A 14,055-nucleotide genomic window follows, 5' to 3' on the forward strand; every position below is an offset into this window, starting at 1 on the left:
GCGAATCCATTACTGTAACGCAGCTATCGAAGCGCAACGACGGTCGTCCGCTCCGGCGGCAGAGGTTGGTCGGGGTTTTACGGATGATCTGTTAAGGCGTGATTAACGTTCTGTAAATCCGGAAGGTCAAGCCTTCCGGATTTTTTCGAAGCACGCGGCCCTCACAGTCTGGTGGGCCACGCCGGCAAACCCCAACCGAGGGAGCCGGGTCGCCCCGTTAGGCAGCTTATTTGGCCGCCGTCACCTGAATTTCAACGAGATACTCCGGCGCGGCAAGCTTCGCTTCCACGGTGGCGCGGGCGGGCGGGTTGGCCGTATCGACCCAGGCTTCCCACGCTTTGTTCATCGCGCCGAAGGTGGACATGTCCGTCAGATAGATGGTGGCGGACAGCAGCTTGCTCTTGTCGGAGCCGCCCTCGGCCAGCAGGGCGTCGATCTGGCCCAGGATCTGGCGGGTCTGCGTCTCCACGTCCGGAGTCGGATCGTTGGCCACCTGGCCGGCCAGATAGACCGTGTCCTTGTGGATGACCATCTGGCTCATGCGCGGTCCGGAATGGAAGCGCTGGATCGACATCGGTACGGCTCCGGTTACGGGGTCTTGAACGCGCGTACGTCTATGCGATTCACGTCCAAGGGCCTAGCAAAAAATGAGGCGCCACCGCTCAAAGCTGCCCCGCGCCCGTGCATCACCGCAAAGAAGGCGTATTTCCTTCCACCGCGGCCACGAAAGCGGCGCTCGGCACGGCGATGTTGCGGGGATTGGGTCCGCTGACCGCGGCCACCGCGATGCCGGCGACCGCCCCGCCCTCCCCCGCCCCGTCCGCGCCCCCATCCCCGCTGTGCGTACGCACCAGCAGCGCCGCTCCGCTCACCCCGCGCGTCCCGTCGCAGTCGTGGACGAGCAGCGGCCCGCGGTCGGTGTCGTTGATGCCGCGCGCGGCGCAGCCGGTGTCGGCGGTGACGAGGTGCGCCCGGTCCTGGCTGTAGCCGCCCAGCATCAGCGGCGTGCCGGCGTCCGGCGGGACCCGGGCGAGCGGCAGCGGCGGCATCCCCTCCGGCGCGTCGCCGTCCAGCGTCAGCACCGCCCAGTCGCCGACCAGCCCGTCGAGCCGCCGCTCCTTGTCGTAGGGGCCGCCGGTTTCCAGCGCGGCGACGGCGCGGTGCTGCCGGTACTCCCCGCGCTCGTAGCCGAACAGCACGTGCAGCGAGGAGGCCGGCAGGAAGCGCTGCGCCCGGTTCAGCAGGCAATGGGCGGCGGTGACCACCCGGCGCGGTGCCACCAGCACGCCGGTGCAGCGGGCGCCGAGATTGCTCTGCACCTTGACGAGGCTGTTCCACGGTGCGTGCGTGGCGTCCACCACCACCCGCCGGTCCTTCGCCCCGATCCCCGGCAGCAGCGGGTTCTGAGCCGTGGCAGGGAGTGCGGCTGCGAGGAGCGGCACCGCAATCAGGAATCCGCTCAGAAGAGCCATCAAGTGTTCTTGATACGTTTTCATGTTCGTCTTACCATGGCGGCCATGGCCACGCTCATCATCACGGAAAAAACCAGTCAGGCAAAGGACCTGCGCGCCGCGCTGGGGGATCGCTACGGGCGCATCCTGCCGGCCGAGGGGCATCTGCTGCGGCTGGCCGAGCCGGACGAGGTCAACCCCGACTGGAAGCGCTGGTCGCCCACCCTGCTGAAGCCGGACGGACTCTACCCGACCCGGCCGGACAGTGGCGGTAACAAAACGGCGAAGCTGGCGGCCATCAAGGCGGCGCTGAAGGGCTGCGACCAGGTCATCCTCGCCACCGACTGCGACCGCGAGGGGCAGTTGATCGGGCAGGAGATCCTGGAGCATCTGGGCTTCCGCGGGCGGGTGCAGCGCGCCCTGTTCACCGCCCAGGACCCCAAGACGATCCGCGACGCCTTCGCCAAGCTGAAGCCGAACAACGAGCTTCGCCCGCTCTACGAGGCGGCGGTGGCGCGCCAGCAGGCCGACCAGATATTCAACCTGTCCCTGACCCGCACGGCGACCAAGACGCTGCTGGCGCCGGGGACGCGTGGGGTGATCGGCATCGGGCGGGTGAAGACGCCGACCCTGTCCATCGTCTGCCTGCGCGAGCTGGAAATCCGCAACTTCAAGCCCGAGGATTATTTCGAGGTCGTGGCGACGGCCACCGCCGCCGCCGGCTCCTTCCTGATGCGCCACGCTCCGCCGCCGAAGGACCGCATCAAGGACCGCGCCCGCGCCGAGGCCATCGCCCGCGCCGCGGACGGCTATGGCGGCCCCCTGTCGGTGACGGTGGAGGATCGGCGGCAGGCTCCGCCGAAGCTCTACGACCTGCCCGCTCTGCAGAAAACCTGCGGCCAGCGCTGGGGCTGGACCGCCGACCGCACGCTGGAGGTCGCGCAGGAGCTTTACGACGGCGAGGGCAAAAAGCTCATCACCTACCCGCGCGCCGAGGCGCGCTACCTGTCGGAGAACCAGATCGCCGACGTCCCGGCGATCACCGGGGCGCTGACCCGGCTGCGCGGCTTCGCCCATCTCGACCTGTCCCGCCCGGTGATCCGCCGCGGCAAGTCCGGCCATTTCTGTGACAAGGCCCTGGAGGGCGTGTCGCACCACGCCATCGTGCCCAACGTCAACGTGCTGGATGATCTGGAAAGCCGGCTGAGCCGCCTGACCGATGACGAGAAGCGGCTCTACGCGCTGATCTGCCGCTCCTACCTCGCCGCCGTCATGCCCGACTACGAGTACCGGCAGACCACCGTCCTGATGAACGTGCCCGTCGACGGCAAGCCGGTGGTTTTCCGGGCGGTCGGGCGCATCCCCCTGAAACTCGGCTGGAAGGCGGCCTTCGGCTCCGCCGAGACGGACGGCAAGCCCGACGAGAAGGAGGAGGAGCAGACCCTCCCCCCTCTGACCGACGGCGAGCCGGCCCGCCTGTCCGAGCCTCGGGTGGAGGCCAAACGGACCCAGGCGCCGCCGCGCTACAACGAGGGCACACTGGTCGACGCCATGCAGAACGCTTGGCGCTTCGTCGAGGACCCGGCGCTGCGCGACCGGCTGAAGGAAGCCAAGGGCATCGGCACCCCTGCCACCCGCGCCGAGATCATCAAGGGCCTGCGGCGGCAGAACCTGCTGGGCGCCGACGGCAAGTGGCTGGTGCCCACCTCCGCCGGGCTGCAGCTGTTCGAGACTCTGCGCGGCGCCGCCCCCACCCTCGTCGATCCCGGCACCACCGCCCTGTGGGAGATGCGGCTGGACGAGGTGGTGGTCGGACGCGCCGATTTCCGCAGCGTCATCGACGGCATCGCCAACGAGGCCGGGCGGCTGATCGGCGTTCTGGTCGGCAACCAAGGGCCGACGGTGGATCTCGGCGTGCGCAGCGGTCCGATCCGCGCCGGACGGGGCGCCGGCCGCCGCCGCTCCGCCAGCACGCGCGCCGCCGGTGCCGCACCGCGCACGCGCATCCGCAAGACGGCGGTCGCTGCCGTCGGCATGGACGGCGAAGCGCCGAAGACGCCCCGGCGCAACCGCAAGGCGAAGGCCGCGCCGGAGGTTCCCGACTCGATCGCTCCGGTCGCCGCCGCACCGTCGAGCGGCGCACGGCGCAAGGCCCCGACGGACAAGATGGTCGCCTTCGCCCGCAGCCTCGCCGACCGCAAGGGTGTAGAGCTGTCGGACACGGTGCTCCAGGACTTCGATTCCTGCCGCCAGTTCCTGGACCAGCACGCGCGCTGAGCGCCTGATTGCCCCCACCCCGGCCCTCCCCGCTGCCGCAGGGGAGGGTTAGGGAGGGGGCAAGACTTCCCACAAACCGCCCGAATCACGCCCCCACTGTGGCCCAGGCCACAGCGGCGGGGGCGGCATCCGCCTACCCTCTCCTCCACGGACATCGAGCCACACACGGCCCCACACCCCGGAGGAGACCCAGCCCATGCGCCGCCTGACCCTGATCGCCGCCGCTGCCGCCACGCTGCTCGCCGCCCCCCACGCCTTCGCCAACGACCTCAAGACCGGCGGCATGCCGGTCAACCCGATGATGATGCAGCCGGGCTTCGGCAGCCCCTTCGCCGCGGCGCCCTCCCTGTCCAGCACCAACGTCGGCGTCGCGACGAACCTCGCGGCGGGGATCGGCAACAAGGCCAAGCAGAACGTCTTCACCATGCAGCAGGGCACCGGCGGGTCGCTGGTGAACACCAACGTCGGCGTCGCCACCAACGTCGCCGCCGGCATCGGCAACAAGGCAAAGCAGAACGTCACCGGCGTCACCTTCGGCTTCGGCAAGGGCGGCCTGCTCGACACCAACGTCGGTGTGACAACCAACGTCGCCGCCGGCATCGGCAACGCCGCCGGGCAGAATCTGTTTGGTCTCAAGGCGCAGTGACCCACCCCATCCGGCGCCGCCGATCCGCAAGGCGGCGCCCCTTTCCGGATTCCTCACTGGAGGACTGCCGTCATGCTCCGCTTCGCCCTGCCGGTCTTCGGTGCGCTCGCCGCCATCCTGGCCCTGGCCGGAACCCCGCAGACCGCCGCCGCCGAAAACCTCGCCTGCCAGACGGTCAACGGGAAGACGGTGTGCAGCCGCGGCTCGGGCTCGCTGTCGTGCCAGACGGTCAACGACCGGACGACCTGCGTGACCGGGCCGGGCGCGCTGACCTGCGAGACCGTCAACGGCCACACCGCCTGCCGCCGCGGCCCGTCGCAGCCGGACCTTAAGCCGATGCCGATGCCGCCGATGCCCCCGCAGGCCGCTCCGATGCCCGATCACCCCTTCGGCAAGAACTTCCCTTTTGAGGAAGAGGCGTAAAGCGCCCCGACTGTGGCCTGCCTCACAGCGGCTCCCCGGTCGGCCACCCTAGGATCAGCGCACACCGCCGAACAGAGGAGCTCCGCCATGATCCGCATCCGCCGCTACGCGCCGCTGCTGTCCGGCCTCGCCACCCTGGCGCTGCTGGGCGGAACCGCCGCCGCCCAGGACGCGGGCGGCTTCTCCGTGAACCCGCAGTTGGGCGCGGCGGTTGGCATGTCGATGGGCATGGGCATGGGGATGCCGCCGCTGCTGCCACGTCAGCCCGTCTTCGTCAACGCCGCCCAGCGCGGCGCGCCTCCGGGGGCGACGGTAACCAACCCCAACGTCAGCCGGCAGGCCAAGCATCAGCAGGCCATTGCCAAGATCCGCGGCGACGCCGGCTTCCTGGGCGGCTTCAACAAGGGCCAGGCGCTGGCCGCCAGCCGCCAGCCGCCGCCGGAACCCATCGTGCCGAACTTCACCTTCATCGACGCGCCCTTCATCGTGAACAACTTCGACAGCTCGCTGGCCCTGTCCTTCGGCGACAGCAACGTGACGGAACAGTTCATCTTCCAGGGCGCGGATGGCTCCGGCGGTGGCGGCAGCGGTGGCGTCGCAGAGCAGGCTGCCCCGCAGGCCTCCACCGGCCAGACGCCCGCACCGGTCCAAGCCGCCGTTCCAGTGCCGGCCAAGGCTCCGGCGCCAAAGCCCCAGCCGGGCGTGACCACCGGAAACGGCGGCCCGCCGCCCGAGGGCTTCTTCGACCCGGTGATGAGCAACTTCGGCCCGCTGCCGCATCTGCCCGCGGCTCTGGCCAGCGGCGGCATCCAGTTCAACAACGTCGGCAGCGCCTTCAACGCCGCCATCGGTCAGGGCAACCTCGCCACCCAGCAGATCACCAGCATCCAGGGCAAGAAGGGCAAGCGCTGAGACGCTGAAAAAGAAAAACCCCCTCGCCGGCGGCAAGGGGGTTTTTCTCCGTTCAAAGTCGAGAGGTTACGCGGCGACCGGCTCGTTGGCGGCCTTGGCCGGGGTGGCGGCGGGCTGGACCACGCCCTGCGGGGCGGGCAGCGGCGCCGGGCGCGGGGTGCCGGCGGGCAGCATATCGCCGATCGCAAGGCCCACGGCCATCAGGTTCGGCACGGCCATCGCGGTCAGCAGGATCGCCCACAGTTCCAGCGACAGGGTGCCCAGCGGGTTGGCGAACCACGCCGTCACCGCGGAGACCAGCAGCGCACCCGACAGCCAGGCTTCCGGCTTGGCGCAGAAGGCGCCCTGGGTCCGCTTGCCGCCCTTGGCGGTGACGCGGAAGGCGTCGCGCTTGCGAACCACGCCGCGGAGCGCGGCCAGCGCCACCGTGGTGGACAGCGCCATACCCACGGCGCAGGCCCCGAAGCTCTCCTTCCACGAGTTGCCGGAGGCGTAGCGCGAGGCCAGCAGGCTCGACCCGGCGCGCAGGACCAGGGCGCCCAGCACCGCGGCGGTGGCCTGGACCGGCGGCAGGTGCAGCGGCAGGACCAGCGAGGCGAAGGTCCAGGTGACCGCCGCACCGGCGGCCAGCACGCCCACCGCGTCGGACCACCAGCGCGCCCAGTTGGTCAGGTAGCCGATCTTCTGGCCGACCGTCAGCTCCGTAGCGCCGGGCAGGAACTTCCGCCAGTGGGCGCGCAGGATCTGCGTGGAGCCGAAGACCCAGCGGTCGCGCTGCTTGCGGAACTGCATGAAGTTGTCGGGGGCAAGGCCCTGACCCAGACGCTCGTCCGTGTAGGCGGCGCGGTAGCCGGCCGACAGGATGCGGATGCCCAGCTCGGTGTCTTCGCAGATGCCCTCCTCCGACCAGCCGCCGACCTGTTCCATGGCGGAGCGGCGCAGCATGATCATCGTGCCGTGGCAGACGAAGGCCTGGGAGGTCAGACCCTCCTGCATGCCGACGTCGAAGAAGGGGCGGTACTCGGCGGTCATGGCGGCCTTCAGCGGCGTCTCATGGCCGTCGCGGTGCTCCTGCGGGGCCTGGACGATGCCGACGCGCGGGTCGGCGAAGGTCGGGGCCAGCTTGTTCAGCCAGTCCGGCTCCACCGTGTAGTCGGCGTCGAGCACGGCGACGATCTCGGCGCGCGGGTCGGTGTGGCGCAGCGCGGCGTTCAGCGCGCCGGCCTTGAAGCCGGAAATCTTCTTGTACCAGTGGAACTTGAACTTCGGACCCAGCTCGGCGCACAGCTCCTCGACCGGGCGGACCAGCGCCTCGTCCTCGGTGTTGTTGATGAGGACGACGACCTCGTAGTCCGGATAGTCGACGCGGGCCAGCGAGGTCAGCGTGGCGGCCAGCACGTCCGGCTGCTCGCGGCAGGCGGCGATGTGCACGGACACCATCGGCTTGTGCTCCGGCACCGCGGGCACCCGCGGCAGCAGGGCCGGGGCGCGGCCGGTGAACAGGCGGCGGGCCACCTCGGTCAGGTCGGCGAAGGCCACCGACATCATCAGCGCGCCCAGCAGGAAGGCGGAGCCCCAGGTGGTCGCGGCGCCGAAGGTGAAGTATTCGGCGTAGGCGCCGGCGACGGCCGAGCCGACGCCGAAGCCGACGATGTTGGCGCCCACCGACGCGGCCAGCGCGTAGGTCATGTTGGTGCGGCGGCGGAAGGCGGCGAAGGCCGACAGGGCAAGACCGAGGGCCAGCGCCACGGCGGCACCCGCACGGTCGCCCCAGGGGGCCGGGACGTCGCCGGCCAGCGGCCATTTCGGCGCGCGGTCGGCGTCGAGCACGCCCCAGGTCGGGCCGGGCGAGCCTTCGATGCTGGACTTCCACACGCCGTCGAACGCCTCGACCACGTTGTAGTCGATGCCGAGCATCCCCGCCTCGGCGGCGAAGTTGCGGACGACGAAGGCCTGGGCCTGCGGCGTCGGGTAGGCGTCGTGGAAGTTCTCGCCGCCCGACGGCCAGCCCACCTCGCCCACGAACAGCGGCTTGCCCGGATGCGCCTTGCGCACGGTGTCCAGCCGATCACGGATCCAGGTCAGCGCGTTCTCCACGGGCACGCCTTCCCAGTAGGGCAGGACGTGGACGCCCATGTAATCCGAGGCCGCGATGGTCTCCTTCGCCTTGACGATCTCCGACCACACGTCGGCGGTGCCGACCTTGATGTGCTTCGGCACGCCGGCGCGGACGCGGCGGATGTACGAGGCCAGCTCCGCGTCGGTCAGCTCGGCGCGCAGCAGCGTCTCGTTGCCGACCACGACGCGCTCGATGCCGCGCACGGTGCGGGACAACACGATGGCGCGGGCGACCTCGCGCTCGTTGCGGGCCTTGTCGTCGCTCAGCCAGACGCCCAGCGTGACGTCCAGGCCATGCTTGGCCGCGATGGCCGGCACGTCGCCCTGAGAGCCCAGCGTGGAATAGGTGCGCACACCGTCGGCGAAGCCGGCGATGGCGGTCATGTCCCGGTCCAGTTCCACCGCATCAACCACCGGCTGGTGGTTCGGGTCGTAGCTGCGGCCCGAGGGGGAGTAGGAGACGGATTCGATGCGGCCCGGCACGGCGTCCACAGGAGTGGGCGCGTTGCGCCAGGACCAGAAGGACGCGTGGCCGGCAGTCACGGCGAGCATCGCCGCGGCCAAGGCCGCAGACCGGATCGAACGCTTCGGGTTGCTCATGTGGGGATTTCGCAAGCCTGGGTGGGATGGGTGGCGGGCGCCACCGGACACACAGACGAACGTGCGCTGCAAAAAACTATTCCCGCGCCCGCGTCGAATTTTTTACGGGTGGCTGCCCGGATTACCAAATTGGGAACGGCCACCGTCCCGCTCCTGTTGGCATCACCAACCGCAACGACGGGAGACGACGAAATGACCGGCAAAAAGGTCGATGTGACCGCGCTGGAGGAAACGATGGACGAGGTGGTCGAAACCCTCGACCTCGCCGAGCAAGCCGCCGGCTATGTCCGGAAGGAGAGCACCGATCCCATGGACCAGGCCCGCGCCGCCGCCGTGCAGAAGCAGGCCGAAGCCATGCTCGACGCCGCCGAGCAGGCCGCTTCCGGCGGCGAACGGCCGCAGCGCAGCAACCCCTCCCCCCTGCCGGGCATGCGCCGCCCGCCCTCCCTCATCAATTGACGATCATTCGGCAAGGAGAGATTCATGGCCGGCAAACATGAACAGAGCCCGGAACACCGCAAAGCCCACGATCTCGCTGAAGAGGCCATAGAGACGGCAGCCCAGGGCAATACGCGCAAGGCCAAGGGCTTGGCGGACGAAGCCAAATCCATCGACCCGAAGATCGACCAGGAAATGGCTCGAGAATTGGAGGACGACCGCCGTCAGGCGGAAAACTACAAGGGGAAGGCGGGCGAGGCCTCATGACTCCTTATTCCCGGCTTTCATGGGACGGTGGCCCACCCGCCATCCGCTCCTGCCCCTCCGGGCATAGGTCCAGCAGGACGCAGCGCTCACAGGCCGGGTTGCGGTAAAAGCAGACCCGCTGCCCATGCAGCATCATCACCTCGTGGTGGTCGTAGATCTGCTGGGCCGTCCACTCCGGGGGAAGCCGCGCCTCCAGAATGGTGTGCGACGGGCCGACCGCCACGCTGGACGGGATCAGCCCGGTACGAACGGCGACGCGGTGATGGTGGCTGTCTACCGGCAAGGCAGGACGGCGCAGGCTGCTGAAGCTCATCACCGCGGCGCTGGTCTTCGGGCCGACGCCGGGAAGCGCCTGCAGCCAGGCCCGCGCCTCCGGCACCGTCATCCCCGCCAGGAAATCCAGGGAAAGCTCGCCGCGCAACTCGGTGATCCGTCGCAGGATTGCCTGGATGCGCGGCGCCTTCTGCTCCGGCCACGTCACCCCGGCGATGACCGTCTCGACCTCCGCCGGGTCGGCGTCGCGGACGGCCGCCCAATCCTCCCCCCAGCGCGCCCGCAAGGCACGGAAGGCAGCACCGGACGCCGCGTTGCGCGTGCGGTGCGACAGCAACGAGGAGACCAATTCGCTGAGCGGGTCGAGCGCACGGAAATAGGCGATCGGGCAGCCGAAGATCAGGCAGAGCCGGCGGTGGATCTCCAACAGCTTCTCATCCGGCAAATCCGAGGCCGGCAAAACCGAGGCCGGCAATGCCGTGGGTGACAGCGCGAAGGACGCCTGGTCGTCGTTGGCCTTGAGACGGCGCTTCACGGGGCCGTCACACCGCCGGACCGATCACCGTCCGGCAGCATCAGCCCCTCGTCCGCTGCCATGGCGCGGGCGCGCGAATCGGCCTGCACGGCGCGGGCGGTGCTGCGGGCACGGTCCTGGACCCGCCGGAAGGCCCGGATCAGGGCCTGAGCCTCCGCCCGCTCCTGCTCGTCGCGCCGCGACTCCGCGGCTTCCGACGCGGCGATCTTGCCGGCGGTGGACCGCTGCGTCTCGCTGTAGCCGAAGAGGCCGGGCTCCCAGCGTTTCAGGTTGGCATAGGCAAGGGCACGGGCGGCGCCATCCAGCCCCTGCCCCTCCTCCCAGGCGGCGCGGGCGGCGTGCAGCTCGTCGGCCAGCACCCGCTGGGGCGGGCGCGGCGGCGGCGGTGGCGGTTGGTGCAGCCGGGTGCGCGCCGCCTTCAGGGCGGCCACGCGGTCCGGATCGTCACGCCAACGGCGGGCGTCCGCGGCGGCATCGCGCCACGCGCCGATGAGCCGTTCCGGATCGGGTGCGGTGTCCCGCTTCGTCGATGCCATGGCCCTCCCCGTTGCAAGGGAAACGAACGCAATGCTTTCGTCGTCAAGGATCTATGCCATGGTGCCGCAAAGGCCAGACCGGGAAGGGCGGTAATCCCGAGGGTGCGGTCAGTCCGCCGCCCTACCCAGCAGATAGTCGATGTCCCCGCCTTCAAGTGCACTGATGAGACCGCTGCCCTCGATGGTTGCGTCGGACAGGTTTCCTTTGCGCCGTTGCAGGTCGAGGATACGCTCCTCCACCGTGTCGGCGGCGATCAGCTTGTAGACGAAGACCGGCTTGTCCTGCCCGATTCGGTAGGCGCGGTCGGTCGCCTGATCCTCCGCCGCCGGGTTCCACCAGGGATCGTAGTGGATCACCGTGTCCGCCGCCGTCAGGTTCAAGCCGCGCCCGCCCGCCTTCAGGCTGATGAGGAAGACCGGCACCTCGCGGTTCTGGAAGCGGTTGACCGGCTCCGCGCGGTCCAGCGTGCGCCCGGTCAGCTCGACATAGCCGATCTTCGCCTCCTCCAACCGCAGCTTGATAAGGTCGAGCATGGAGGTGAACTGCGAGAAGATCAGGATACGCCGGCCTTCCGGCACCATCTCCAGCACCATGTCGGTCAGGGCGTCGAGCTTCGCGGTCTCCTTCACCTTGCCGGCGGCGGGGATCTTGACCAGACGCGGGTCGCAGCAAACCTGCCGCAACTTCAGGAGCGCGTCGATGATGGTGATGGCGTTGCGCGAGACGCCGCTGACCGCCAGCGCCGCCCGCACCGTCTCGTTCACCGACAGGCGGATGGTCTCGTAGAGGTCGCGCTGCGCCGGCTCCAGGTCGATGCGCACCACCACCTCGGTCTTCGGCGGCAGCTCCTTGGCCACGGCCTCCTTGGTGCGGCGCAGCAGGAAGGGGCGGATGCGGCGCATCAGCTGTTTGGCGCGGGTGCCGTCGGCGCGCTTCTCGATAGGCGTGCGGTAGCGGCGCCCGAACTCCTTGCGGTCGCCGAGCAGGCCGGGCATCAGGAAGGCGAACTGGCTCCACAACTCGCCGAGATTGTTCTCCACCGGCGTGCCGGACAGGCAGAGTCGATTGCGGGCGTTCAGCGCGCAGACGGCACGGGTCGCCTTGCTGTCCGGGTTCTTGATGGCCTGCGCCTCGTCGAGGATCAGCATGTGCCAGTCCCGGCGCTTCAGCACCTCGACGTCGCGGCCGACCACGCCGTAGGTGGTCACCACGATGTGGGCGCGGTCGAGGTCGCCCAGCTTCTCGTGCCGGTCCAGCCCGTGCAGCACGACCACCCGCAGGTGCGGCGTGAAGCGCTGCGCCTCGGCCACCCAGTTGGGGACGAGGCTGGTCGGAACGACGACGAGGCAGGGGTCGGTCAGCCGGCCCTCCTTCTCCTCCATGGCAATGTGGGCCAGCGTCTGGGCCGTCTTGCCCAAGCCCATGTCGTCGGCCAGGATGCCGGCCACCCGGTTGGCCCGCAACCCCTGCATCCAGGCGAGGCCGACGCGCTGGTAGTCGCGCAGCGTGCCCTGAAAGCCCGGCGGCGGGTCCATCTCCGCCGGCATCTCCTGCTCCTGGATGGTGCGCAGGTAGCGGTCGATCTGGCCGGTGTCCTCGGTGCGCCGGGCGATCAGGTCGTCGATGTCCAGCAGGCCGTCGGCCTCGGTCAGCGGCACCTTCAGCGTGTCGTCGAGCCGCCGCCCGCTGTCGAGCATCGATTCCAGGACGCTCATCAACCGCTCGACCCGCTCCGCCGGCAGGGCCAGCACGTTGCCGTCGTCCAGCACCAGATGGGCGCGCCCGTCGATGACGCGGGTCGCCTCCATGCCGCCGCGCTCGATCAGCGTCGCCAGGATGGGCAGCAGGGCGCGGCGCTCGCCGTCGATCTCCACGCCGACGTCGAGGTCGAACCAGCCGTCGCCGGAATCGCGCACGGCGACCGCGACATCCTCGTTCGCCTCGACGACGCGGGTGCCGAAGTCGGCGCCGATCTCGACGGTCCAGCCGTCCTTGCGCAGGGCCGGCACCTCGGTCTTCAGAAAGGCCGACCAGCGCTCATCGGCGTCCTTGCCGGTCAGCCAGTGCACGCGGGTGCCGCGGGCGTTCAACTGGCCCTTGGGCGGCTCGATGCGCGCCTGGGCGAAGCCGAAGGCGGCCAGCCGGTCCAGCGCCCCCTGCTCCAGCGCCTTGTCGCGGCGGACGAAGACCGCCCCGGCGGGCTCCTCGACGCGGGCGAACTGTCGCTGGTCGTCGGGCTCGATCTCCGACGGCGAATCGTCCTCGCCGTAGTCGAAGGCCAGCCGCAGCACGTCCACCAGACCGCCGTCCGGCGACACCACTCGGCCCAGCCGGGCGACGACGCGCGGGTCGCGCTCGACGATAGTGGCGGCGGGGTCGGAGCCCATGCGCACGCCGCCGGGCATGCCCGCGGCAAAAGCGGAGGCCGCCGGGAAGTCCGGACGCTCGGGCGCCGATCGCACCGGCGCGGGCCGGGCGGAGGCCTTTAGGAGTGCCGCCTTCGACGAAGCCGCCTTGGCGGCGGGCGGGGGAACCGCGGCCTTGGGCTTCGGCACCTCGACGACCTGCAACTCGACGGGGCAGACGGTGCCGGCCTTCGGATCTACGCACCAATAGCCCAGCCCCTTGATCAGCGCGGCGCCGGGCGGCAGGCCGGTCGGGCGCAGCTTGCGCGTCGCCGGGTCGCGGAAGGCGCGGATGGTCATCCCTGCCCCCTCCGCCAGCACTGTGCCGCCGCGCCAGCGCAGCCGCCCGCAGCCGAGCAGCCGGCGCAGGATGCGGTCCACCACGTCGCCGCGGCTCTTGGCGACCGGCGTGCGCACCACCCCGCCGCCGCCGAGCATCCGGGCAATGGCGCGGTCCACGTCGCCGTCCAGGCTGCGCGGCGCGCGGGCCAGCACGTCGCGCGGGCTGGCCGGGGTGGAGACGTCGTCGCCCTCCCCCGCCCCCTCCACCGCGATGACGGCGGAGACGAACATGGCCGCGTCGTCCTTGCCCGGCTCCAGAGTCCAGCGGACACTGAGCACCGGATCGGGTGGTGGTGGCGGCACCGGTTCCGGAAGCGGCACCGGTGCAGGGGCCTGATCGGGAACCGCCTGGAGCGCCGGGGGCTCCGCCGCCGGGGGCGCGTCGAACAGGGACATCTGCCGCCCTTCCGGGCGGGCGTCCAGGGTCATCAGCGCCGCCGCGGCCATATGGGCGCAGGCGTTGCGCCCGCAGGTGCAGCTCTTGTCGAAGACCACCCGGCTGCGCCCGCGCACCGGAACGACGGTCACCGACAGCGTCCGGCCGAGGTCGGTGACCGTGGCGGCGATCCGCGCTTCCGCCTCCAGGAGCGTCACCGCCCCGGTCAGGATGAGCGTGCGCCCGCGCTGCAGCGTCTTCGCATCGAAGACGCGCGCCAGATCCTCCTGCGAAAAGGAGACCGTCGCGCTGGCGGTGGCGGCGGCGCGAGGAAGGGAACCGAACAGCGACATGGGCCGGAAGGGATACCGAAAAGGCAGAACGGGTCAGGAACGGGGGCGTCGGTATAAGCCCACACCATGCCCCGTCGCAAGCCCGCTCTCAACCCTCAACCG

12 protein-coding genes are annotated in these 14,055 nt (G+C 70.3%); 6 read left to right on the top strand and 6 right to left on the bottom strand.

Translation table 11 applies throughout. From position 1 onward, the window contains the following. Window positions 1–226 precede the first annotated feature (226 nt). Window positions 227–574, bottom strand: a complete 348-nt coding sequence (locus ACWPXE_RS16575) for a RidA family protein (RefSeq protein ID WP_014240903.1) — start codon at window positions 572–574, stop codon at window positions 227–229. 112 nt (window positions 575–686) lie between these two features. Then, complete coding sequence (locus ACWPXE_RS16580; RefSeq protein ID WP_454018693.1) at window positions 687–1,472, bottom strand: trypsin-like serine peptidase; 786 nt, start codon at window positions 1,470–1,472, stop codon at window positions 687–689. A gap of 45 nt (window positions 1,473–1,517) precedes the next feature. Between ACWPXE_RS16580 and ACWPXE_RS16585 the strand changes: the two genes are divergently transcribed. From ACWPXE_RS16585 to ACWPXE_RS16600, 4 genes are all read left to right on the top strand, one after another. After that, window positions 1,518–3,728, top strand: coding sequence for a DNA topoisomerase (locus tag ACWPXE_RS16585; RefSeq protein WP_454018694.1), 2,211 nt, complete (start codon window positions 1,518–1,520; stop codon window positions 3,726–3,728). A gap of 196 nt (window positions 3,729–3,924) precedes the next feature. Continuing rightward, complete coding sequence (locus ACWPXE_RS16590; protein ID WP_038526988.1) at window positions 3,925–4,374, top strand: hypothetical protein; 450 nt, start codon at window positions 3,925–3,927, stop codon at window positions 4,372–4,374. A 72-nt stretch (window positions 4,375–4,446) separates the two neighbouring features. Then, the gene (locus ACWPXE_RS16595; protein ID WP_038526986.1) at window positions 4,447–4,797 is read left to right on the top strand and encodes a hypothetical protein; all 351 of its coding nucleotides are present in this window, start codon (window positions 4,447–4,449) and stop codon (window positions 4,795–4,797) included. Window positions 4,798–4,884: 87 nt separating this feature from the next. Further along, window positions 4,885–5,709 carry a hypothetical protein gene (locus ACWPXE_RS16600; RefSeq protein WP_454018695.1) on the top strand — a complete coding sequence of 275 codons (825 nt, stop codon included), beginning with the start codon at window positions 4,885–4,887 and terminating at the stop codon, window positions 5,707–5,709. A 66-nt stretch (window positions 5,710–5,775) separates the two neighbouring features. Here the strand turns inward: ACWPXE_RS16600 and ACWPXE_RS16605 are convergent, their stop codons facing one another. Continuing rightward, entirely contained in the window at window positions 5,776–8,427 is a 2,652-nt protein-coding gene (locus ACWPXE_RS16605; protein ID WP_454018696.1) for a glycosyltransferase, read from the bottom strand. A 192-nt stretch (window positions 8,428–8,619) separates the two neighbouring features. Here ACWPXE_RS16605 and ACWPXE_RS16610 point away from each other — a divergent pair, with 192 nt between their 5' ends. Further along, a complete protein-coding gene (locus tag ACWPXE_RS16610) occupies window positions 8,620–8,886 on the top strand; it encodes a hypothetical protein (protein WP_183178138.1) in 267 nt (88 codons plus the stop codon). Window positions 8,887–8,910: 24 nt separating this feature from the next. Next, window positions 8,911–9,132, top strand: a complete 222-nt coding sequence (locus ACWPXE_RS16615; protein WP_454018697.1) for a hypothetical protein — start codon at window positions 8,911–8,913, stop codon at window positions 9,130–9,132. 4 nt (window positions 9,133–9,136) lie between these two features. On the opposite strand, the gene ACWPXE_RS16620 is transcribed toward ACWPXE_RS16615, so the two are convergent. The 3 genes from ACWPXE_RS16620 to ACWPXE_RS16630 all read right to left on the bottom strand — a co-directional run bounded on the left by ACWPXE_RS16620 (window position 9,137) and on the right by ACWPXE_RS16630 (window position 13,953). Further along, complete coding sequence (locus tag ACWPXE_RS16620; protein ID WP_454018698.1) at window positions 9,137–9,940, bottom strand: endonuclease III domain-containing protein; 804 nt, start codon at window positions 9,938–9,940, stop codon at window positions 9,137–9,139. Next, window positions 9,937–10,476 carry a hypothetical protein gene (locus ACWPXE_RS16625; protein WP_237903239.1) on the bottom strand — a complete coding sequence of 180 codons (540 nt, stop codon included), beginning with the start codon at window positions 10,474–10,476 and terminating at the stop codon, window positions 9,937–9,939. The genes ACWPXE_RS16620 and ACWPXE_RS16625 overlap by 4 nt, the downstream gene beginning before the upstream one ends. A 108-nt stretch (window positions 10,477–10,584) precedes the next feature. After that, the gene (locus ACWPXE_RS16630; protein WP_454018699.1) at window positions 10,585–13,953 is read right to left on the bottom strand and encodes a DEAD/DEAH box helicase; all 3,369 of its coding nucleotides are present in this window, start codon (window positions 13,951–13,953) and stop codon (window positions 10,585–10,587) included. Between the last annotated feature and the right edge of the window lie 102 nt (window positions 13,954–14,055).

The organism is Azospirillum sp. Marseille-Q6669, from assembly GCF_965111635.1.

Coding starts and splice junctions, on each gene's coding strand:
- ACWPXE_RS16575 (WP_014240903.1), bottom strand. CDS start 574: ATGTCGATCCAGCGCTTCCATTCCGGACCGCGCATGAGCCAGATGGTC.
- ACWPXE_RS16580 (WP_454018693.1), bottom strand. CDS start 1,472: ATGGCTCTTCTGAGCGGATTCCTGATTGCGGTGCCGCTCCTCGCAGCC.
- ACWPXE_RS16585 (WP_454018694.1), top strand. CDS start 1,518: ATGGCCACGCTCATCATCACGGAAAAAACCAGTCAGGCAAAGGACCTG.
- ACWPXE_RS16590 (WP_038526988.1), top strand. CDS start 3,925: ATGCGCCGCCTGACCCTGATCGCCGCCGCTGCCGCCACGCTGCTCGCC.
- ACWPXE_RS16595 (WP_038526986.1), top strand. CDS start 4,447: ATGCTCCGCTTCGCCCTGCCGGTCTTCGGTGCGCTCGCCGCCATCCTG.
- ACWPXE_RS16600 (WP_454018695.1), top strand. CDS start 4,885: ATGATCCGCATCCGCCGCTACGCGCCGCTGCTGTCCGGCCTCGCCACC.
- ACWPXE_RS16605 (WP_454018696.1), bottom strand. CDS start 8,427: ATGAGCAACCCGAAGCGTTCGATCCGGTCTGCGGCCTTGGCCGCGGCG.
- ACWPXE_RS16610 (WP_183178138.1), top strand. CDS start 8,620: ATGACCGGCAAAAAGGTCGATGTGACCGCGCTGGAGGAAACGATGGAC.
- ACWPXE_RS16615 (WP_454018697.1), top strand. CDS start 8,911: ATGGCCGGCAAACATGAACAGAGCCCGGAACACCGCAAAGCCCACGAT.
- ACWPXE_RS16625 (WP_237903239.1), bottom strand. CDS start 10,476: ATGGCATCGACGAAGCGGGACACCGCACCCGATCCGGAACGGCTCATC.
- ACWPXE_RS16630 (WP_454018699.1), bottom strand. CDS start 13,953: ATGTCGCTGTTCGGTTCCCTTCCTCGCGCCGCCGCCACCGCCAGCGCG.